This is a genomic window from Streptomyces sp. HUAS 31 (assembly GCF_028198125.1).
GTDB classification, from domain to species: Bacteria; Actinomycetota; Actinomycetes; order Streptomycetales; family Streptomycetaceae; genus Streptomyces; species Streptomyces chartreusis.
This window is the reverse complement of sequence record NZ_CP116353.1, coordinates 6,247,388-6,266,590: the sequence shown is the minus strand read 5'-3', so window position 1 is coordinate 6,266,590 and position 19,203 is coordinate 6,247,388. Positions and strand designations below refer to the sequence as shown.

Sequence of the window (19,203 nt, the reverse complement as noted above, 5' to 3'; positions counted from 1 at the left end):
AAAGGCGGGCCACAGCGCAACGCTGCAGCCCGCCAAAGAGGTTGATCAGTAGACCGGCTTGTCCGGCTCGATCTGGTTGACCCAACCGATCACGCCGCCGCCCACGTGGACGGCGTCGGCGAAGCCCGCGGACTTCAGGACCGCGAGAACTTCCGCACTGCGGACACCCGTCTTGCAGTGCAAGACGATCTTCTTGTCCTGCGGGAGGCTCTCCAGGGCGGTGCCCATGAGGAACTCGTTCTTCGGGATCAGTCGGGCGCCGGGGATCGAGACGATCTCGTACTCGTTGATCTCGCGGACGTCGATGATGTCGATGTTCTCGCCGTCGTCGATCCACTCCTTGAGCTGCTTCGGAGTGATCGTCGAGCCGGCGGCGGCCTCCTGGGCCTCCTCGGAGACGACGCCGCAGAAGGCCTCGTAGTCGATGAGCTCGGTGACGGTGGGGTTCTCGCCGCAGACGGCGCAGTTCGGGTCCTTGCGGACCTTGACCTGGCGGTACTGCATCTCCAGGGCGTCGTAGATCATCAGGCGGCCGACCAGCGGCTCACCGATGCCCGCGAGCAGCTTGATGGCCTCGTTGACCTGGATGGAGCCGATGGACGCGCACAGCACGCCCAGCACGCCGCCCTCGGCGCAGGAGGGGACCATGCCCGGCGGCGGGGGCTCCGGGTACAGGCAGCGGTAGCAGGGGCCGTGCTCGGACCAGAAGACCGAGGCCTGGCCGTCGAAGCGGTAGATCGAGCCCCACACGTACGGCTTGTTCAGCAGCACGCAGGCGTCGTTGACCAGGTAGCGGGTCGCGAAGTTGTCCGTGCCGTCGACGATCAGGTCGTACTGGCTGAAGATGTCCATCACGTTGTCGGCCTCGAGCCGCTCTTCGTGGAGGATCACGTTCACGTACGGGTTGATGCCCTTGACGCTGTCGCGGGCGGACTCGGCCTTGGAGCGGCCGATGTCGGACTGGCTGTGGATGATCTGGCGCTGGAGGTTCGACTCGTCGACCTCGTCGAACTCCACGATGCCGAGCGTGCCGACGCCCGCGGCGGCCAGGTACATCAGCGCCGGCGAGCCCAGGCCGCCGGCGCCCACACAGAGCACCTTGGCGTTCTTCAGCCGCTTCTGCCCGTCCATCCCGACATCGGGGATGATCAGGTGGCGGGAGTACCTGCGAACCTCGTCTACGGTGAGCTCGGGGGCCGGCTCGACCAGGGGTGGCAACGACACGGGGACTCCGTTGGTCGGTCGATCACTACGATTGTTCTCCTGGTAACAGTGCCATGGCCTTTTTCATTCCGAGACACCTGTTCCGATCCGCGAGACGATTTCGTCCCAGTAGCCGGGCATGGTCTCCCAGGGATCGGTGCGACCGCCGCGGTCCGTGTGGTCGGTGAACCAGATCGTCGCGGCGCCCTGCCAGCGCGCGATGCGCAGTGCCTCGTCGAGGTGACCGAGGGGCACTCCGTGGACGAAATGGCAGAAAAGGTCGGGGGGATAGTCCGCCGTCCACTCCGCGACCTGCGACCAGCGGTAGTCCCGCCACGGGCCGGAGAAGGTGACGAGCTGGTCGGCGCACTCGGCGTAGCCGGGGTGGGGGTGGGTGCCGTGACCCAGGACTATGTGGGCCTTGTCACGCAGCCCTCGCAGGGCGGTGATGGTGCGCAGGACCTCGGGCAGTGCGGTGCCGTCGGTCGGGCAGCGGTCCAGGAGGAAGCCGTCGACTCGGTACCAGTCCAGGTAGCGGTGCGCCTTGGAGATCACTTCGCCGAAGACGCGGGCGCCGTGGGCGGTGCCGAGGTGGATCCGGTCGAGGTGGGCGGTGTCGAGATTGCCCAGGACACGGATCCCCGCGTTGCGGAGCCGGCCGGCGGCTTCGAGGCAGTGCGGGTCGGGGCGGGCGCCGGGGCCGTCGGCAACGTTGAGGACGACCCAGTCCAAGGGGGTGCCGGGGCGGGCGAGTTCGGCCCATTCGGTGGGGGCGAGGAGGGGATGGGCATAGCCCGGCACGCCGAGACCGGTGCGCAGATCGGTGCTCGGCGTGGCCCGTTTCATGCCGGTCAGATACGGCATGCCGCCTCCATCCAGATGTCGCCCAGGGACTCCTCGAGGTTGATCCGGGGGCGCCAGCCGAGCCGGTCGCGTGCGGTGCGTACGTCGGCCTGCTGCCAGCTGCCGCAGCCGTCCGGGTAGGCGACGGGGGCGGCGTGGGCCGCGTGCGTCGAGTGGACGGCGTGTGCGGTGTGCGCGGACGCGTGGGCCGCATGGGTCGCGTGGTCCGGGTCGGACCGCGGGTGGCCGATGGTCGGACGCAGCGGGCCGGGCGGGCCGTCGAGTTCGTGGAGGGCGCCGCCGTAGCCGGCCACGCGGGCGAGGATCGCGGCGGCGTCGCGCAGCCGGACGGCGCGGCCGGAGCCGATGTTGATGACGCCCTGCGCGGCGGAGAGCGAGGCGGCGTGCACGGCGCGGGCCACGTCGCGGACGTCTACGAAGTCGCGTTGGGCGCCGAGGCCGGTGAGTTTGAGCTCGCCGTCGCCCGACTGCATCGCGCGCCGCATGGCCTCGGCGAGGCGGCCGAGAGGGGAGCCGGCGGGGGTGCCGGGGCCCGCGGGTGAGAAGACGCGCAGGACGACGGCGTCCAGGCCGGAGCCCAGGACCAGTTCGGTGGCGGCGAGTTTGCTGACGCCGTACGGGCCGCCGGGGCGGGGGACGGCGTCCTCGGCCGTGGAGGAGCCGGGCTGGCTCGGGCCGTATTCGGCGCCGCAGCCGATCTGGACGAGGCGGGCGCCGCAGCCGCTGCGGCGCAGGGCCTCGCAGACGGTGGCCACGGCGACGGTGTTGTGGCGGGTGAGTTCGCGGGCACCGCCCCTCGTGGCGCCGGCGCAGTTGATGACGACGCCGGGGTGTACCGCGTCGAGGAAGCGGGTGAGGGCGCCAGGGCTGCCGGACGCGAGGTCGAAACGGACGTCGGCGTCGTCGCCGCGGCCCAGCGCGGTGAGTTGGACCGCGGGGTCGGCGAGGAGGCGGTCGGCCACGAAGCGGCCCAGATAGCCGTTGGCTCCGATCAGCAGAACTCTCATCGCGCGGCTCCCGGGGCCGAGGGGAGGTCGGATCGGGAGGTGATCATTTGGGGGTCTCCTTCGAGGACTTCGGGCAGGAGGGTTACAGCGGTTCTGTGAGGGGCGGTGCCGGCGGTGACGCGCGCGGCTCGGTGGGGGTGCGCTTGTCGTGGCCTGCGGGGGTGCCGGGCGGATGGGGCCGCGCCGGAGGCGTGCGTGCTCGGTCCGGTGGCGGTTCGGGGCCACCGGACGTGCCGAGCGGGTCGGGCTGCACCGGGGCCTCCGTGCCGGGTCCGGTGTTGTCGGACGTGCCGGGCGGATGGGGCCGCGCCGGGGGCGTGCGTGCTCGGTCCGGTGGCGGTTCGGGGCCACCGGACGTGCCGAGCGGGTCGGGCTGCACCGGGGCCTCCGTGCCGGGTCCGGTGTTGTCGGACGTGCCGGGCGGATGGGGCCGCGCCGGGGCCTCCATGCCGGGTCCGGTGTTGTCGGACGTGCCGGGCGGGTGGGGCCGCGCCGGGGGTGTCCGGGTTCGGGGCGGTGGCGGTTCGGGGTCGCCGGACGTACCGGGTGGGTCGGGCCGCGCCGGGGGTGTCCGTGCCGGGTCCGGTGGTGGCTGGGGGCCGTCGGACATGCGGCGGTGTGGGGGCGGGCCGCCGTGGGTGGACACGCCCCGGCGCTTCCGCTTCCCGCCGTACACGGGTGCGGCGGGTCGTCGTGGGGCGGTGGTGCGTCAGCATGCGTCGTCCGCCCTCGTGTGCGCGGACGCCCTGGTCAGGGTGCGCATCGCGTGCAGCAGCAGCGTCAGGGCTCCTGCCCCGCAGGCCATCGTGGGGAGGGCGGCCGGGCCCCATACGTCGAGGAGCGTCTGTACGGGGGTCCCCAGCAAGTCGCAGCCGGGGAGTCGGGCGGCGAAGACGGTCGCCAGGGCGGTCGCCTCGGCCGAGGCCGCCGCGGTGAGTACCAGGGCGGGGGCGTGGGTGAAGCCGTGGGTGGTGAGGAGGCGGGACAGGAACAGGAGGGCGCCGAGCGTGAGGGTCTGGGCGTAGGCGGCGGGCTCGTCGAGGGCGGTTGCCGTCAGCGCGAGCAGGGCTGTCAGGGCGCCCAGGTAGAGGGCGAGCGTGGCCAGGAGCAGGGGCTTCGCCGAGGTGGCGAAGTCCTTCAGGGCGCGGCTGGCCGAGAGTTTGTGACGGGCCCGCACGGCGAGGAGGTGGGCGCACCAGGCTGCGGGGGCGCAGGAGAGGGCGAGGGCCAGGACGGGAGCGACGGTGAGGGGCCAGGGGCCGTCGGGCGTACCGGCGGGCAGGTGGTCGGGGCCGCCGGCGACGGCTGCCTGAAGGAGGCCGTCGCCGAGGAGGGCGTAGCCGAGGAGCCAGCAGATCCGGGTGGCCGTGGGGCGGGCGGCGTGCCCGCCGGCCAGGGGGCCACGGGCGACGGCCGCGCGCAGGGCGAGGATCACGGCGAGGACTCCCACGGCGGCCGCGATCAGGCGGTGCTGGCCGTCGGTCAGGTGCATGCCGGTCACGGCCGCCGCGCAGAGGGCGCCGGGCAGGAGGGTGAGGACCATCCAGTCGGCTCGTGCGCGGGGAGTGGTGAGGGGCTGGGCATCCCGGGGACTTTCCGCGTCCCGGGACGTCCGGGCGTACATCTCCTCCGCAAGGGAGAAGACGTCCCGGTGCAGGAAGCGGGCGGCCGTGCGGTCGGTGACGCCGTGGGCTTCGAGGCCGGCGGCGATCTCCAGGGGGTCCACCGCGCGTTCGCACAGCTCGCGGTGGCGGTGCATCAGTGCCTTGACCGGGTCGGCGCCGCCTCGACGGTTGGGGCGAGGGGCAGCGGCCGATTCCTCGGCGGGCGCTGTGGAGGGACCGCCCGTCGCCTCGTCATCCCGTACGCCCTTGTCCACTCCGAGCCACTCCTCCGACCGCTCGTCCCACGCCCCGGGGCTGGTCGGAGCGGCGGGCCGATCGAGCCCGCCCGGGTCGCCCAAGAGACGGTCGCCTCCATCTGGGCCACTCATCACGTCCCCGGCCCCGTCCACCACGCGCCACCCCTCCCCCCGCCCGCTCATCGCGCCCCCTCCGGCGTAGGGATGGCCGTGGCGCGTACGGGCGTGCCCGGAGGGCGGGGTGGGCCGTTGCGGGGGGTCGGCTGTGTGGGGCGTTCCGTCCAGCGGCCGGGGACGTGGGCCTCGGCCGGGACGGCGAAGGGGAGGGGTTCCCCGGTGTCGTCGAGGACCACGCGGCGGACCGGGGCACGGGAGACGATCTCCAGGTAAATGCTGTGAAATGCCGCGACGTTCTGCTCGACGGTGAACAGTTCGAGCGCACGCGCGCGTGCGGCCGCGCCCAGGCGTTCACGGCGCTCGGGGTCCCGCAACAACGCCACGCACGCCTCCGCGAGCGCCCGCGGATTGCGCGGCGGTACGACGAGCCCGGTGCCGCCGATGACCTCCACCACCGCGCCGACGTCCGTGGACACCGTCGCCCGACCGCAGAACATGGCCTCGACCAGGCCGATGGGGAAGCCCTCGACGACGCTGGACAGGACGGTCACCGCGCCGGAGGCGTACGCGGCGGCCAGGTTCGGGGTGTCCGGGGCACCGATCTCCTCGAAGGAGACGGGGTTGTCGCCGACCCGGTGCGGCCCCTCCGCCTCGTCGGGGAAGAGTTGCGCGGCAAGCGCCCGGCAGTGGCCGAGGTAGGCGGCCCCCTCGGGGCCGGCCGGCGTGCCGACGATCCGCAGCCGGGTCTTCGGCTCCTCCTTGCGCACCTCGGCGAAGGCGTGCAGCAACGACACCAGGTCCTTGGCGGGTTCGACGCGGCCGACCCACACCAGCGAGTCCGGGTCCGCGCACGCCGCGCTCTCGCCGACCTCCGCGAAGCGGCCGGCGTCCATGCCGGGGTACACCGTGCGGAGCTTGGCGCGGTCGGCGCCGCACCGCTCCTGCCAGCGGCGGGCGTGACCGTTGCCCGGCGTGACGAGGGCGGCCCGCGCGTAGGTCTCGGCGGCGAACGCGCCATGGAAGGCGGCGAGCAGGGAGCGCACGGCCGACGAGGAGTCGGGGGCGGCCAGGTAGTGCGTGCGGAGCCGGACGCCGTACTCGGTCAGCAGCAGCGGTACGCCGCAGAAGTGGCGCGCGAGCAGGCCGGGCAGGGCCGCAGAGCCGCCGGAGGTGGCGTGGCACAGGTCGACGGCGCCCAGGCCGTCGTCCTCGTACCAGTCGAGCGAGAGGGGGCGCAGGGCGCGTTCCAGATGCGCGGCGACGGCCAGTAGATCGGGCACACGCGCCTCGCGCGCCGTCCGCAGGGCACCGCGGGAACGGCAGGCGCGCTCCAGAGCGCGTACGGCGGCCTCGGAGCGGAGCGCTCCCACGAGACCGCCCTCGTCGCGGGCGAGTTCGGCGAGGCCGTACAGCGCACTGCCGAAACGGTCCGCCTCAGTGGCCGACGCCTCCCCGGAGGCATCGTCGGCGCCTGCGCCACCCCCCGCGCAGAGCACGGCCACCAACTCGCCGTAGTGCTCGGCGAACCGGCGGCGCGCACGACGGCAGTACACCACTCCGTCGTCCTCGGCGGACCACATCGGCGCGGTGCGGACCCGGCTGACCTGGGCCGGCAGCGGGACCCAGCCTTCGTCCTCCTGGCGCTCGCTGCGGCTGAGCGCGTAGATGTCGAACTCGTGCCGGTCGAGCCCGCGCACGAGCCGGTCGCACCAGAGTCTGGCGTCACCGCTCACATACGGATAGCCGCCCTCCGCAATCAGTCCGATGCGCACGAGTACACCCCCGATCTCCCGTAAGGGGAGCCGCCGTTCCCGTGACGGCTCGCAGCGGGACGAACGTATGCGGACAAGGCGGTGGCGCGACGGACGGTTGTCCATCGCGCCACCAAAAGGGGTGAACGGTCGTAACTTTCCCGTGCGGGTCGCGTTCCGTCGCGCTAGGAGATCAAATGCGCACGGATCGTCACACCCGAACTGCCCTGACGCACGGAGCGGACGGAGCGGTCGGGACGATCACACCGCGGCCAACTCCCGTCGCGCGGCACGCCGCTGGGCCGCGATCCGCGGATCGAGTGCCGGTACGGCGGCCAGGAGCTGCTTGGTGTACGGGTCCTGCGGATTGTCGTAGACCTCGTCGGCGGGGCCCTCTTCGACGATCCGCCCACGCCGCATCACCGCCACCCGGTCGCTGACCTGCCGCACGACGGCGAGGTCGTGGGCGACGAAGACGAGCGCGAGGCCGAGCTCGCGCTGCAACTCGCCGAGCAGCGCGACGACCTGGGCCTGCGTGGTGACGTCCAGCGCGGAGACGGGCTCGTCGCAGACGATGACGCGCGGGTCGGCCGCGAGCGCCCGGGCGATGCCGACGCGCTGGCGCTGGCCGCCGCTGAACTCGTGCGGGTAGCGGTCGTAGTGCGCCCCTTCGAGCCCCACGCGCTCCAGCAGTTCCCGCACCCGCGCCCGGACGCGCCCCTCTTCTCGCTCCCCGCGTGCGCGAAGCGGGTCGGCGATCGACTCGCCCACCGTTCGGCGGGGGTTGAGGGAGGACACGGGGTCCTGGAACACCATCTGCACGGCCGGATCCACGCCCACGCGCGCCTGCCCTTCGTGGCGCACCTCCCCCGCCGTCGGTTCCAGAAGCCCGACCAGCATCCGCCCGAGGGTCGTCTTGCCGCTGCCGCTCTCCCCGACGATGCCGAGGGTCTCACCGCGGCGGACGGTCAGCGACACGTCGTCGACCGCCGTGAACGCCCGCTTCCCGCGCCCGAATTCACGCCGCAGCCCGGTCGCCGCAAGCACGACGTCGGGACCCGCGCCACCGGTGCCCGTACCGCCGGTGCCCGTGCCGCCGGTGCCCGTATCGCTGGGGCCTGCGCAACCGGGGCCCGTGCCGCCAGGGCCCGTGCCGCCAGGGCCCGTGCCGCCAGGGCCCGTGCCGCCAGGGCCCGTGCCACCGGGGCCCGTGCCACCGGGGACGGCCTCCCCCTCCGAGGCGACCTGCCCTTCCGAGACGGCCTCCCCCTCCGAGACGGCCTGCCCTTCCGAGACGGCCTCCCCCTCCGAGGCGACCTGCCCTTCCGAGACGGCCTCCCCCTCCGAGACGATCGCCCCTTCCGAGACGACCTCCGCGTCCAGGCCGGCCTTCGCTCCGCCGACCGCACGCGGCGCGTCCACCCGCGGCACAGCACCCAGCAGTTCACGCGTGTACGACCGCGCGGGCGCTCCCAGCACCTCCGCGACCGGCCCGTGTTCGACCGCTCGCCCGTGCCGCATGACCAGCACCTCGTCGACGCTCTCGGCGGCGACGCCGACGTCATGGGTGACGAGCAGCAGCCCCATGCCGGTCTCCTCGCGGAGCGTGTGCAGGAGGTCGAGGATCTGGGCCTGGACGGTCACGTCGAGCGCGGTCGTCGGCTCGTCGGCGATCAGCAGGTCGGGCTCGCAGGCCAGCGCCATGGCGATGAGCGCGCGCTGGCGCATGCCGCCGCTGAACTCGTGCGGGCGGGACCGGGATCGCCGTGCCGCGTCCGGGATGCCGACCCGGCGCAGCACATCGACGGCACGCGCGCGTGCCGCGCGTCGCGAGGCACGCGTGTGCACGCGGTACACCTCGGCGATCTGGTCGCCGATCGCGTAGTACGGGTCCAGGGAGGACAGCGGGTCCTGGAACACCATCGCGGCCTTGGCGCCGCGCAGCCGTCGGAGCTCGTCGTCGGACGCCCGCTGTATGTCGACCCCGGCGACGTCGATCGAGCCGCCGACCCGCGCGCCCGTGCCGCGGTGCAGCCCGAGCAGGGCCGAGGCGACCGTGGACTTGCCGGAGCCGGACTCGCCGACCAGGGCGAGGGCGGCGCCGCGCGCCAGCCGGAAGGTGAGGCCGTCGACGGCACGCAGGTCACCGAAGTCGACCGTCAGGTCGCTCACTTCGACGAGCCCGCCCACCGAGGCCTTGTCGATGTCGCTCACGCCAGCACCACCCGTCGGTCGGCCACCGCGTACAGCACGTCCGCGACGGCGTTGGCGACGACCACGAAGAATCCGATGACCAGGACCATGCCGACGACGACCGGAAGGTCGACCACGTTGACGGCGTGGACCAGTTCCTGTCCGATGCCCGGCAGGCCGAAGAGGGTCTCGGTGAGCACCGCGCCGCCGACCGCGCCGCCGAAGTTGTTGGCGTTGAGGGCGATGACCGGCGCGAGGGCCCCGCGCAGCGCGTGCCGCCCGATGACCGACCGCTCGCCCACGCCGTACGCCCGGAAGGTGCGGATGTGGTCCTCGGCCAGCGTCTCCAGCATCGCCGCCCGGGTCAGCCGGGCGAACGCGGCGGCCTCGATCAGGGCGAGCGAGAGCCAGGGCAGCAGCAGGTTCCACGCCCACTGTTCGGGGTCGTCGCTGAAGGCGACGTACTGCGGGAACGGCAGCAGTTGCAGCTGCCCGCACACGACGATCATCAGGACCAGGCCGATGACGAAGACCGGCGTGGCCACGCCCGCGAGCGTGACGCCGGTCAGCAGCCGCTCGGTGAGACGGCCGCGTCGCCATGCGGACAGGACGCCGGTGCCGACGCCGAGGATCAGCCACAGCACCATGGCACCGAACACCAGCGACAGGCTGACCGGCAGCTTCGCCAGGATCAGCGCGGTGACCTGCTGGTCGCTCTGGTACGACAGCCCGAGGCAGGGCGCCGAGCAGTGCTGCACGGACGTGCCCGTCGAGTAGTCCTGGCCGGCGACCAGGCCCTGGAGGAAGTCCCAGTAGCGCGCGTACAGCGGGTCGTTCAGGTGCAGTTGCTCGGCGACCTGCTGCACCTGGGCGGGCGAGCAGCGCGGGCCGCAGGTGATCTGGGCGACGTTGCCGGGGGTGACGTAGAAGACGACGTAGACGATCACCGAGATGGCGAACAGGGTGACGACGGCGCCCAGGACCCGGCGCAGGAGGAAGCCGCTCATGCCTTGGCCTCCCTCTTGCGGCCGGTGCCGATGCGCAGCCGGGACGCCGCGCGGGGGTCGAGCGCCGTGCGCACGCCGTCGCCGAGGACGGTCAGGGCGAGGACGGTCACGAACAGCGCGCCGGCGGGCAGCAGCAGATACTGCGGGGCGGCCTGGTACCAGACGTCGGCCGCGGTGAGCATCTGTCCCCAGGACGGCGTCGGGGGCTTCACACCGACGCCCAGGAAGGACAGGGCGGCCTCGACGGTGATGTTGGCCGGCACGAGCAGCGCCGCGTAGGTGATGACCGGCGCGGCGATGCCGGGCAGCAGCTCACGGCGGGCGATCCGCCAGGTGCCCCAGCCGCTGAGCCGGGCGGCGGCGACGTAGTCGAGCCCCTTGAGGGTGAGCGTCTGGGCGCGCACGATCTTCGCGATGTTGCCCCATGCGATCAGGCCGATGACGAGGGCGACCAGCACGGGCCGCGGAAAGCTCGACGGCACGATCGCGAGCAGCGCCAGTGCCATGATCATCAGCGGCATCGCGACGATGACGTCGGTGAACCGGCTCAGCACCTGGTCGACCCAGCGGCTCCCGAGCGCGGCGGCGACACCCACCACGACACCGATGGCGACCTGGACGACGGTCGCGGCCAGCGCGACCCCGAGGGAGACCCGGGCGCCGTACACCAGCCGCGCGAACAGGTCCCGCCCGGTCTGCGGTTCGACGCCGAGCCAGTGCTCGGCGCTCGCTCCCCCGAACGACCCGATGGGCACCCCGCCACGTGCGGAGTCCACCAGGGACGGGTGGTACGTGGTCGGATCCTGACCCTCGATCGCGGTGAGCAGCGGAGCGGCGAGCGCGACCAGGACGAGCAGCGCGACGACGACCGCCGCGACGAGGGCGGCGCGCTGCGTCCGCAGCCGCCGCCAGAACTGACGGGCCCCCGAGGCCCCCGGGGCGGACACCCCGGGGGCCTCGACGGCGAGAACTGCCTCGCTCACGGCGCTACTTCACCGCGACCTGGGAGATGTCCAGGACACCGGTCCAGTCGCTGATCACGACGTTCTTGATGTCCTTGCCGTACAGCCGCTTGTAGACGGGGTGGAACAGCGGCACGGTCAGCGCCTGCTCGCCGATCTTCGCGTCCAGCGCGCCCCACCGCTTGGCGGCGGCGTCGAGGTCGGTCAGCTTGTTGATCGCGTCGATCTCGGTGTTGACCGACTTGTCGTCGAGCAGGCCCGTGTTGAAGTTCGCGCCGTCCTTGACGATCTGCCGGCCGTCGAAGATCGGGGCGAGGAAGGGACCGCCGGAGGGCCAGTCGGCACCCCAGTGCGCCAGGAAGAACCCGGGCTCGGTCTGCACGCTGTGGATCTTGTCGGAGTAGTCGTTCTCCTCCAGGCCCTGGAGCTTGACCGTGATGCCGGCCTTCTTGAGCGCGTCCTGGATGGCGGTCGCGATCTCGGGGCTGGTCTCGAAGTCCTTGGCGTTGGAGTGCGTCAGGGTGACGGTCAGGCCCTTCGCGTACCCGGCCTCCTTCAGCAGTTCCTTGGCCTTGGCCGCGTCACCGGCGTCACCCGCCGGGAAGTGGTCGTACTCGGTGTAGCCGAAGGACTTCTGGTTCGGCAGGAAGGTGGTGGCGGGCTCGGCCAGGGCGGAGCCGCCGGCGGCGTTGACGACCGAGGACCGGTCGATGGCGTACGAGATCGCCTGGCGCACCTTGGCGTTGTCGAACGGCTTGATCTTCGGGTTGAAGGCGATGTAGTTCGTGTAACCGAAGTGACCGGTACCGACCCGGGCGGCCAGTTCCTTGTCGCCGCTCACCTTGGCGAGCTCGGCCGGGCCGAGGTTGGTGTCCGTGGTCACCGCGGCGGCGTCCGTCCCCTGCGACGCGGACAGCCGCTGGTTGATCACGGAGGAGTCGAGCCCGGACCGTACGTCGATCTTGTCGGGGTAGCCCTTGCGCTCGGCGTCCGTCGAGGCGGACCAGTGCGTGTTGCGCTCCAGGACGAGCCGCTCACCGTCGTTCTCGTTGGTCACGACCTTGTACGGTCCCGACGAGACCGGGTGCTCCTCGTACTTGGTGCCGGTGTCCTTGGCCTTGGGGACGGGCGTGAACTGGGTCTGCGTGGCGAGGTAGGGGAACTCGCCCTCGGGCTTGTTCAGATGGAAGACGATCGTCCGCGCGTCCGGCGTCTCGATCGCCGCGAGGCCCTTCTTGTCCTTGTACGGCCCCTGGTAGTCGGCGGCGTCGACCAGCCAGTCCCGCAGGTAGGGGGCACCGCCGGACAGCTCGGGCGCGAAGGAGCGCTCGATGCCGTACTTGATGTCGGCCGTGGTGATCGGGCTGCCGTCCTCGTACTTCAGACCCTCCTTGAGGGTGTACGTCCACACGGTGGCGTCCTTGTTGGGGCGCCCGGTGTCGGTGGCGAGGTCGGGGACGACCTTCGCGCCGGCCTCGCCGTTCTCGCGGTTGCGGGTGGTGAGGGTGCGGAAGACCAGGGAGGGGACGTTGCCGCCGCCGGAGGTGTACAGGCGGGCGGGGTCGAAGTCCTGCTGTGGATTGGAATTCAGGACCGTGAGCGTGCCGCCCTTGTGGGGCGTGGAGTCGCCGCCGGCACCCTTGGCATCGTTGTCCTCAGGGCCGCAGGCGGCGGCGCCCGCTGCCACGACCAGGCTGACGGATGCCGCGGCCACGCGGCGCGCTATGACGGACGGTTGACGCATCGGAGACGACCTCTCGGATTGACGGATCCCGCGATCCCGCCCTGCGTATCGAATGGCGGGACACGGTGACGCGGAGTGAGACAGAAGTGAGCAGACGTCTGCCCCGGCGTCGGACCGTCGGGTCGTCAGGCACCCGCGAGCACATCACGGGACGAAAAGGTCACGTGATCACGGGGGGAAAGAGATCGCGACGCGAACGCCAAGGGCGAGCGTCAGCGACAGTGGATGTCGGCCACGCACAGAGCGGTCACGCCGATGAGCGCCAGCTCGATGGCTGCGCGAGTGGAGGCGTGACGGGACGACATGTGCAGAAATATGGATGATCTCGCTGCACATGTCAATGTGACGTCCGAGTCACCTGTCAACTCCCGGGGTATGCCCAGGCGTTGGCCCGGCAGTGGATCCCGTCGTGGTCGAGGAACTTGGTCTGCTGCTGCATGACCGGGGCGAGCTCGCCGTCCTTGTCGCAGGTCACATGGCCGAAGCCGAGCCGGTGGCCGACCTCGTGGTTGATCAGCATCTGCCGGTACTCGAGGATGCGGTCGTCGCCGTACGTCTTCGAGCCCTGCGCCCACCGGTAGGCGTTGATCATGACGCGCTCGGTGGAGGCCGAGTCGCAGGAGACGTTGTCCTCGGTGGTGTCGAGTCCGGACTTGGCGCACCAGTCGGCGGTGGTACCGGGGCTGGCCAGCGTGATCACGAAGTCGGGCTTGCCGGTGTAGATGCGCTCGAAGGTGCGGGCGCCGTCGTGGGCCCAGCTCCGGTCGTCGTTGAGGGTCTTCTGCACGGCCTCGGCGAACAGCTCGCCGTCCAGCCCGAGCCCCTTCTCGACATCCACGCGATAGGTGAACTTCTGCCCCTTGCCCGGCGCCTTGTCAACTCCCTGTATCGCGTCGAACTTCCCCGGACCCCTGAGGGTCGCGCCGAGCGGGTAGGGCACGGCCATCTTCTGGCCGTACGTCAGCGGTGCCACGGCCTCGGAGCCGGACTGCGTCGGCCGCCCGTCCCCGCGCGAGGCGGAGTCCCGGGCGTCGCGCGCCTGGTCGGTGGCGGACTGCGACTGTGTCTCGCCGTCGTCCCGCCCCTTGGCGACCTGGCCGGCGACGACGACCGCCAGCACGGTGACGACGGCGGCCGCGGCTATCCCGGTGAAGGTGCGCCCCTTGCCGCCCTGCGCCGAGGCGGGCTCGCCGGTCGGCGGAGCGTCGTCGTCGACGTCGGCACCGCTCCTGGTGTCCCAGTCGGTGACGGAGCCGTACGCGTCGGAGGCGTGCGCGGTCTCGGTCGTCCGGGGCGCGAAGGGGTCGACGTCCTCACCGAAGGCGTCGACGTAGTCCTGCCGGGGCCCTTCGGAGCGCGGCGCCCGCCTGGGGCCCGGGAGGGGGACGCCGGTCGCGGGCGGCGCACCGGCCGCCCCCGTGGCGCCGTACGTGACTCCCGTACGGCCCCTCAACTCACCCCAGCCACCGCCGGGTTCACGCTGCTCGGGGTGACTGCCGCGGGCCTGGGGGACGCCGTGGGCGGGGGTGCCGTCCGCGAACCGGGGCACACCCTGGGCAGGGGTTCCATCAGGGAACCGGGGCACACCACGGGCGGGGGTGCCGTCGGCGAACCGGGGGACGCCTCGCGCCGGGGTGCCGTCGGGCAGTCTCGGGGCGCCGCGCGCGGGCGTGCCGTCGGGCAGCCTCGGGAAACCGTGGGCCGGGGTGCCGTCCGACATCCTCGGGACGCCGTGCGCGGGCGTGCCGTCCGGGAATCCCGGGAAACCATGAGCGGGCGTGCCGCCGGGGAAGCCCTGTCCGCCGTACGGCGGCGTCGGCGTCCCCTGTCGTCCGGGAGCCGGTCCGGGGCGAGGTCCGGGAACCCTCCCGGACCCGGCAGCGGGCCCCGCGCCGGGTACGGACGGGCCCCGCTGGGCCGCGCCCGGGTCCGGCTGTGCCCCCCGGGAGCCCTGTCGTGCGGTTGTGTCCGCGGTGTCGCGTTTCGCGCCCGACCCACGGCGGCTGTGGCGTCCCACGTCGCGCCTCAGCCCCCAGCCTTCTCGGTCGCGCCGTCACCGTCACCGGCGACGGCGGCCCGCTCACGCGGGTTCACGGCCTGCGCCTGCTCCGTCTCCTCCAGGAGTCCGCGGAACGCCCGGGCGACGACCTCGGGGTACTCCATCATCGCCACGTGCCCGGCGTCCGGCAGGCTCAGCAGCCGGGAGTCGCGGAAGCTGTGCGTGGCCTTGCGGCTCATGCGGTGGCCGACGAGCTGGTCCCGGGCGCCGTAGATCAGCAGCGTCGGCGCCAGCACCCGCTCGGCCTGGCGCCACAGCGCGTGCTGGCCGCCCAGCGTGTAGGCGTTGACCAGCCCGCGCGCGGAACGCGTCATCGCGTCCCAGAAATACGGAAGCTGGAGCCGGCGCTCCATCTCCTCGACCGCGTTGCGGAACCCTTCCGGCGTGGCCCGCCCGGGGTCCCCGTAGCAGAGGTGCATCACGCCGCGGACCCGCTGCTCCGCCGTCCATCCCCGGGTCAGGCGGGTGAAGAGCGCGGTCACCCCGGGCACCGAGAGCAGGGCGGTCGGCACGGCGGTTCGCTGGACGCGGAGCTCCGGCAGCGCGGGCGACACGAGGGTGAGGGTGCGGACGAGGTCGGGACGCACCGCGGCCACCCGGGTGGTGACGGCGCCGCCGAGCGAGTTGCCGAAGAGGTGCACGGGGCCGCGGCCGGAGGCGTCCAGATAACGGATCACCGCGCGTGCGTGCGCGGTGATCGAGTAGTCGCCGTCGTCCGGTGGCGGCGAGTCGCCGAAGCCCGGCAGGTCGACGGCCTCGCAGTCGACCTCGCCCTCGAGCTGCTCCATCAGCGCCGACCAGTTCTGCGAGGAACCGCCGAGTCCATGGACGTAGAGCGCGGGCGCCAGCCCCTCTCGCGCGGGCGGTCTCGACCGCACCGTCAGCGTGATCCCCGGCAGTCCGACCGATCGCAGCCGCTCACCCTCCGCGACCCGGACGGTCGCGACCTTGGGGAGCACGCTGGCGGCCGGCGCGGACGGGAGCTCGGTCGAAGACATGCGGCAATGTTACGAGACGATCACGCAGTGGTTCATGTGTTCGCCGTCACAAGTCGTCACGTACATGGCATTCGCAGGGGCGAGACGCCGGCGCAGATCCCCGCGCGGATCGCATAGCGTCCGAAACCGGTGTCTCCTAGGCTCGTGGCAGGGCACCCGGATGTGGACCCCTGCTTCGCCCAGGGACGCTGTCCCCCCGGGGACGTTCTAGGAAGGGAGCCCGCCATGGCCGTCGATCCGACCGACCCCGACACGTTCGTGGACGAGGACACCGACGAGTCCGAGGAGTTCGACGTCGAGGCCCCCGCGGCCGACGCGGCCGAGCAGCAGGCCGATGTCCGGCGCGACCGCGACGACACGCTGACCGGCGCGGACCGGGACCGGGCGAACGAGGCCGATCTGATCGAGCAGGCACGCGTCGTCTCGATCGACGAGGACGACTACCGGTGACAGGGAACCGACCATCGGTGACAGAGAACGACCGCGGGTGACGCCGGACGACCACCCGTGAGAGTGCCGCTGAGCAGGAGAGAGGCCGTTTGCTGCCCGCTCTGCCCAGGTTTCAAACTTTGTGCGCGACTTTCGCCACCGTCCGGTCCGTGAAATTCTGCGCTCGCACCGCGCACACCAGGGTTACCGAAAAGTACGATGGCGGCGCGGCGCACACCGCATGTGGACGACATTGGGAGGCGGCGTGACAGCCATCGAGCAGACAGAGGCAGCACGCCCGCGAGGCACGCGCCTGCCGCGCCGTGCCCGACGGAACCAGCTGCTGGGCGCCGCCCAGGAGGTCTTCGTCGCGCAGGGCTACCACGCCGCCGCGATGGACGACATCGCCGAGCGCGCCGGCGTCAGCAAGCCGGTGCTCTACCAGCACTTCCCGGGCAAGCTCGACCTCTATCTCGCGCTGCTGGACCAGCACTGCGAGTCCCTGATCCAGGCCGTACGCAACGCGCTCGCGTCGACGACCGACAACAAGCAGCGCGTACGGGCGACCATGGACGCGTACTTCGCGTACGTCGAGGACGACGGCGGCGCCTTCCGCCTGGTCTTCGAGTCGGACCTGACCAACGAGCCCGCCGTGCGCGAGCGCGTCGACAAGGTCACGAACGAGTGCGCCGAGGCGATCTGCGAGGTCATCGCCGAGGACACCGGCCTCTCGCGCGCCGAGTCGATGCTGCTGGCCTCCGGCCTCGGCGGCCTCGCGCAGGTCGTCGCCCGCTCCTGGCTGCACAGCGACCGCAGCGTCCCGCGCGACCAGGCGGTGCAGCTGCTGACGTCCCTCGCGTGGCGCGGCATCGCGGGCTTCCCGCTGCACGGCATCGAGCACCACTGACGCCCGCTCGCCCCCGGGCACGTTTGTTCCCGCCTCCTGTTCGCTGTTGGCGTTCTTGGTCGGAGCGTGCACGTCCCCTCACCGGGCTAATGTGTGCTGGGTACGGCGCGGAACGTCGCGCACTTCACTGACCGTCGGAGGGACATAGCCGTGGAGGTCAAGATCGGGGTGCAGCACGCGCCCCGCGAGATCGTTCTGGAGAGCGGTCAGAGTGCCGATGAGGTCGAGCGGGCGGTGTCCGAGGCGCTGGCCGGGAAGACGCAGCTGCTCAGCCTCGTGGATGAGCACGGCCGCAAGGTCCTCGTCCCGGCCGACCGCCTCGCCTATGTGGAGCTCGGCGAGCCGGCTCCGCGCAAGGTGGGCTTCGGCGCCCTGTAACAAGGCGCCCACGCGGCAGACAAAACGGGAGGGCCCGGCGACACCAGTCGCCGGGCCCTCCCGTTTTCCCGTCCGTCGTACCTCCACGAATGGCGCACAGCCCTCTCACAGAGGAGGATTGCATTCCGCAGGTCAGGGGTATGACGGGCTACGACCGTTTCGAGCCGGCCGGCCATGTGGGAGGGACCCCAACATGCTCTTGGAAGCGATCAGCTCCGCGATCCTCGGCCTCGCCCTGGCGTGGGCTGCCGCGCGCCGCCTGCCGCACCGGCTGCCCGCCCGCTCGCTGGTCCTCCCGACAGGTGTCGCCGGCGGCCTCTTCGGCGCCTTCATCACGCACACCGCGCTCGACTTCGGCAACCTCTTCGTGATCCTGATCGGCGCGGCGGTCGTCTCCGCCGCCTCGCTCTCCCTGCTGGTCCGCCCGGCGGGAAGACTGCGCCGCCACTCGGCGACCGCGTAGACCCCGAGGACCGGCCGCCGGAGCGCTGACGCCTGCCGGCCGGCGTCCACCGGGGTCGACCACCGGCCCCGGGGCCCGTGGGAGCTACGCCGCGAGCCCCAGCGCGGCCATCCGCTTCGTGTGGGCCTCGGTGATCCGCGAGAACATCTTCCCGACCTCGGCGAGATCGAAGCCGTCCGCGACCCCGCCCACCAGCATCGTGGAGAGCGCGTCCCGGTCGGCGACCACTCGCTGGGACTGCGACAGGGCCTCGCCCATCAGCCGCCGTGCCCACAGCGCGAGCCGTCCGCCGACTCGCGGATCGGCGTCGATCGCGGCCCGCACCTTCTCTACGGCGAACGACGCGTGCCCGGTGTCGTCGAGCACGGAGAGCACCAGCCCGCGGGTGTCGGAGTCCAGGCGCGCCGCGACCTCCCGGTAGAAGTCACTGGCGATCGAGTCGCCGACGTACGCCTTGACGAGCCCCTCCAGCCAGTCCGAGGGCGCCGTCTGCTTGTGGAACCCGTCCAGCGCGGCGACGAACGGCTCCATCGCCTGCGTCGGCTCGGCACCGATCTCGGTCAGCCGGTCCCGCAGCTTCTCGTAGTGGTGGAACTCGGCCGACGCCATCTTCGCCAGCTCCGCCTTGTCCGCCAGCGTCGGCGCCAGCTTGGCGTCCTCGGCGAGACGCTCGAACGCCGCCAGCTCCCCGTAGGCCAGCGCGCCGAGCAGGTCCACGACAGCGGCCCGGTACTGCGGATCGGCGGAGGCCCGCGCCCAGTCCTGGGCGGCGACCCCGGTGTGTTCGACGGCGGTCTCGGAGGCGTCAGAGGTGTTGTCAGGCGTCGTCATGAAGCGCACAATAGCCCGCTCATCGCGTCACGGAAGTCCCTGGTCAATCACTGTGACGCCGACTACGTGACCAATTCGGCCATCGCATGTGCGCGTTTCCGGGGTATGGTGGTAATGCGCCCGCTGAGTACTCAGACGTACCTCGACGGGCCGCACGTTATGAGGATGCCCGGTCGGTGGCCCGATCGGCTCCGACCCGACAGCCCTCCTCGGTCGTACGGCACAGTGCGTACGACGACCGGAGGGACACCCTCAGCGGTACGAGCGCTAGAGCGTCGACAGTGGTCCCGTGCCCTACGGCCAGCCCGTAAGGCAGCCGACGTCCCCGGCACGGTCCGTCAAAGACCCCCCGCGCTCGCCTCGCACCGCGCACACAGAAGAGGCAGCACCCTGACTACGACTTTCCGAGAGCTCGGAATCCTTCCCGAG

Annotated in this window: 17 protein-coding genes; 4 read left to right on the top strand and 13 right to left on the bottom strand. The window is 72.1% G+C overall.

What is annotated here, in order from left to right; all coding sequences use genetic code 11:
• Window positions 1-45: 45 nt before the first annotated feature.
• The 12 genes from moeZ to PGH47_RS27995 form a co-directional block, all read right to left on the bottom strand.
• Window positions 46-1,224, bottom strand: a complete 1,179-nt coding sequence (gene moeZ / locus PGH47_RS28045; protein ID WP_107903077.1) for an adenylyltransferase/sulfurtransferase MoeZ — start codon at window positions 1,222-1,224, stop codon at window positions 46-48.
• Between the two features lie 63 nt (window positions 1,225-1,287).
• Entirely contained in the window at window positions 1,288-2,067 is a 780-nt protein-coding gene (locus PGH47_RS28040; RefSeq protein ID WP_271665702.1) for a spherulation-specific family 4 protein, read from the bottom strand.
• Entirely contained in the window at window positions 2,055-3,074 is a 1,020-nt protein-coding gene (locus tag PGH47_RS28035; protein ID WP_126904211.1) for an NAD-dependent epimerase/dehydratase family protein, read from the bottom strand. Before PGH47_RS28035 ends, PGH47_RS28040 begins: the two co-directional genes overlap by 13 nt.
• A 709-nt stretch (window positions 3,075-3,783) precedes the next feature.
• Window positions 3,784-5,037 (bottom strand): hypothetical protein, encoded by a 1,254-nt coding sequence (locus PGH47_RS28030; RefSeq protein ID WP_271665701.1) that lies wholly within the window; start codon window positions 5,035-5,037, stop codon window positions 3,784-3,786.
• A gap of 77 nt (window positions 5,038-5,114) precedes the next feature.
• Window positions 5,115-6,824: a DUF3492 domain-containing protein gene (locus PGH47_RS28025; RefSeq protein ID WP_271665700.1), complete on the bottom strand. Its 1,710-nt coding sequence runs from the start codon at window positions 6,822-6,824 to the stop codon at window positions 5,115-5,117.
• 240 nt (window positions 6,825-7,064) lie between these two features.
• Window positions 7,065-9,017 (bottom strand): dipeptide ABC transporter ATP-binding protein, encoded by a 1,953-nt coding sequence (locus PGH47_RS28020; protein ID WP_271665699.1) that lies wholly within the window; start codon window positions 9,015-9,017, stop codon window positions 7,065-7,067.
• On the bottom strand, window positions 9,014-10,003 hold the full coding sequence (locus PGH47_RS28015; protein WP_269645366.1) for an ABC transporter permease: 990 nt from the start codon (window positions 10,001-10,003) through the stop codon (window positions 9,014-9,016). The genes PGH47_RS28020 and PGH47_RS28015 overlap by 4 nt, the downstream gene beginning before the upstream one ends.
• A complete protein-coding gene (locus PGH47_RS28010; RefSeq protein WP_214334672.1) occupies window positions 10,000-10,986 on the bottom strand; it encodes an ABC transporter permease in 987 nt (328 codons plus the stop codon). Before PGH47_RS28010 ends, PGH47_RS28015 begins: the two co-directional genes overlap by 4 nt.
• A gap of 4 nt (window positions 10,987-10,990) precedes the next feature.
• Window positions 10,991-12,709 (bottom strand): ABC transporter substrate-binding protein, encoded by a 1,719-nt coding sequence (locus PGH47_RS28005; RefSeq protein WP_271665698.1) that lies wholly within the window; start codon window positions 12,707-12,709, stop codon window positions 10,991-10,993.
• 212 nt (window positions 12,710-12,921) lie between these two features.
• The gene (locus PGH47_RS43130) at window positions 12,922-13,014 is read right to left on the bottom strand and encodes an Ms4533A family Cys-rich leader peptide (protein WP_312025441.1); all 93 of its coding nucleotides are present in this window, start codon (window positions 13,012-13,014) and stop codon (window positions 12,922-12,924) included.
• A 56-nt stretch (window positions 13,015-13,070) separates the two neighbouring features.
• Window positions 13,071-14,726, bottom strand: a complete 1,656-nt coding sequence (locus tag PGH47_RS28000; RefSeq protein ID WP_271665697.1) for a DUF3152 domain-containing protein — start codon at window positions 14,724-14,726, stop codon at window positions 13,071-13,073.
• Between the two features lie 8 nt (window positions 14,727-14,734).
• On the bottom strand, window positions 14,735-15,766 hold the full coding sequence (locus PGH47_RS27995; protein WP_271665696.1) for an alpha/beta fold hydrolase: 1,032 nt from the start codon (window positions 15,764-15,766) through the stop codon (window positions 14,735-14,737).
• A gap of 225 nt (window positions 15,767-15,991) precedes the next feature.
• Here PGH47_RS27995 and PGH47_RS27990 point away from each other — a divergent pair, with 225 nt between their 5' ends.
• From PGH47_RS27990 to PGH47_RS27975, 4 genes are all read left to right on the top strand, one after another.
• Window positions 15,992-16,216 carry a hypothetical protein gene (locus PGH47_RS27990; protein WP_107903095.1) on the top strand — a complete coding sequence of 75 codons (225 nt, stop codon included), beginning with the start codon at window positions 15,992-15,994 and terminating at the stop codon, window positions 16,214-16,216.
• Window positions 16,217-16,460: 244 nt separating this feature from the next.
• The gene (locus tag PGH47_RS27985) at window positions 16,461-17,102 is read left to right on the top strand and encodes a TetR/AcrR family transcriptional regulator (protein WP_125527064.1); all 642 of its coding nucleotides are present in this window, start codon (window positions 16,461-16,463) and stop codon (window positions 17,100-17,102) included.
• A gap of 150 nt (window positions 17,103-17,252) precedes the next feature.
• Window positions 17,253-17,480 (top strand): DUF3107 domain-containing protein, encoded by a 228-nt coding sequence (locus PGH47_RS27980; RefSeq protein ID WP_030954031.1) that lies wholly within the window; start codon window positions 17,253-17,255, stop codon window positions 17,478-17,480.
• A gap of 193 nt (window positions 17,481-17,673) precedes the next feature.
• The gene (locus PGH47_RS27975) at window positions 17,674-17,943 is read left to right on the top strand and encodes a hypothetical protein (RefSeq protein ID WP_030954030.1); all 270 of its coding nucleotides are present in this window, start codon (window positions 17,674-17,676) and stop codon (window positions 17,941-17,943) included.
• 84 nt (window positions 17,944-18,027) lie between these two features.
• Here PGH47_RS27975 and PGH47_RS27970 read toward each other — a convergent pair whose 3' ends face one another.
• On the bottom strand, window positions 18,028-18,783 hold the full coding sequence (locus tag PGH47_RS27970) for a ferritin-like fold-containing protein (RefSeq protein WP_107903099.1): 756 nt from the start codon (window positions 18,781-18,783) through the stop codon (window positions 18,028-18,030).
• Window positions 18,784-19,203: the final 420 nt, after the last annotated feature.

What these genes read in the sequence shown, in the direction of transcription:
- PGH47_RS43130 (WP_312025441.1), bottom strand. Translation starts at nt 13,014, where the DNA reads ATGTCGTCCCGTCACGCCTCCACTCGCGCAGCCATCGAGCTGGCGCTC.
- PGH47_RS27975 (WP_030954030.1), top strand. Translation starts at nt 17,674, where the DNA reads ATGCTCTTGGAAGCGATCAGCTCCGCGATCCTCGGCCTCGCCCTGGCG.
- PGH47_RS28040 (WP_271665702.1), bottom strand. Translation starts at nt 2,067, where the DNA reads ATGCCGTATCTGACCGGCATGAAACGGGCCACGCCGAGCACCGATCTG.
- PGH47_RS28035 (WP_126904211.1), bottom strand. Translation starts at nt 3,074, where the DNA reads ATGAGAGTTCTGCTGATCGGAGCCAACGGCTATCTGGGCCGCTTCGTG.
- PGH47_RS27990 (WP_107903095.1), top strand. Translation starts at nt 15,992, where the DNA reads ATGGCCGTCGATCCGACCGACCCCGACACGTTCGTGGACGAGGACACC.
- PGH47_RS27995 (WP_271665696.1), bottom strand. Translation starts at nt 15,766, where the DNA reads ATGTCTTCGACCGAGCTCCCGTCCGCGCCGGCCGCCAGCGTGCTCCCC.
- PGH47_RS28015 (WP_269645366.1), bottom strand. Translation starts at nt 10,003, where the DNA reads ATGAGCGGCTTCCTCCTGCGCCGGGTCCTGGGCGCCGTCGTCACCCTG.
- PGH47_RS28005 (WP_271665698.1), bottom strand. Translation starts at nt 12,709, where the DNA reads ATGCGTCAACCGTCCGTCATAGCGCGCCGCGTGGCCGCGGCATCCGTC.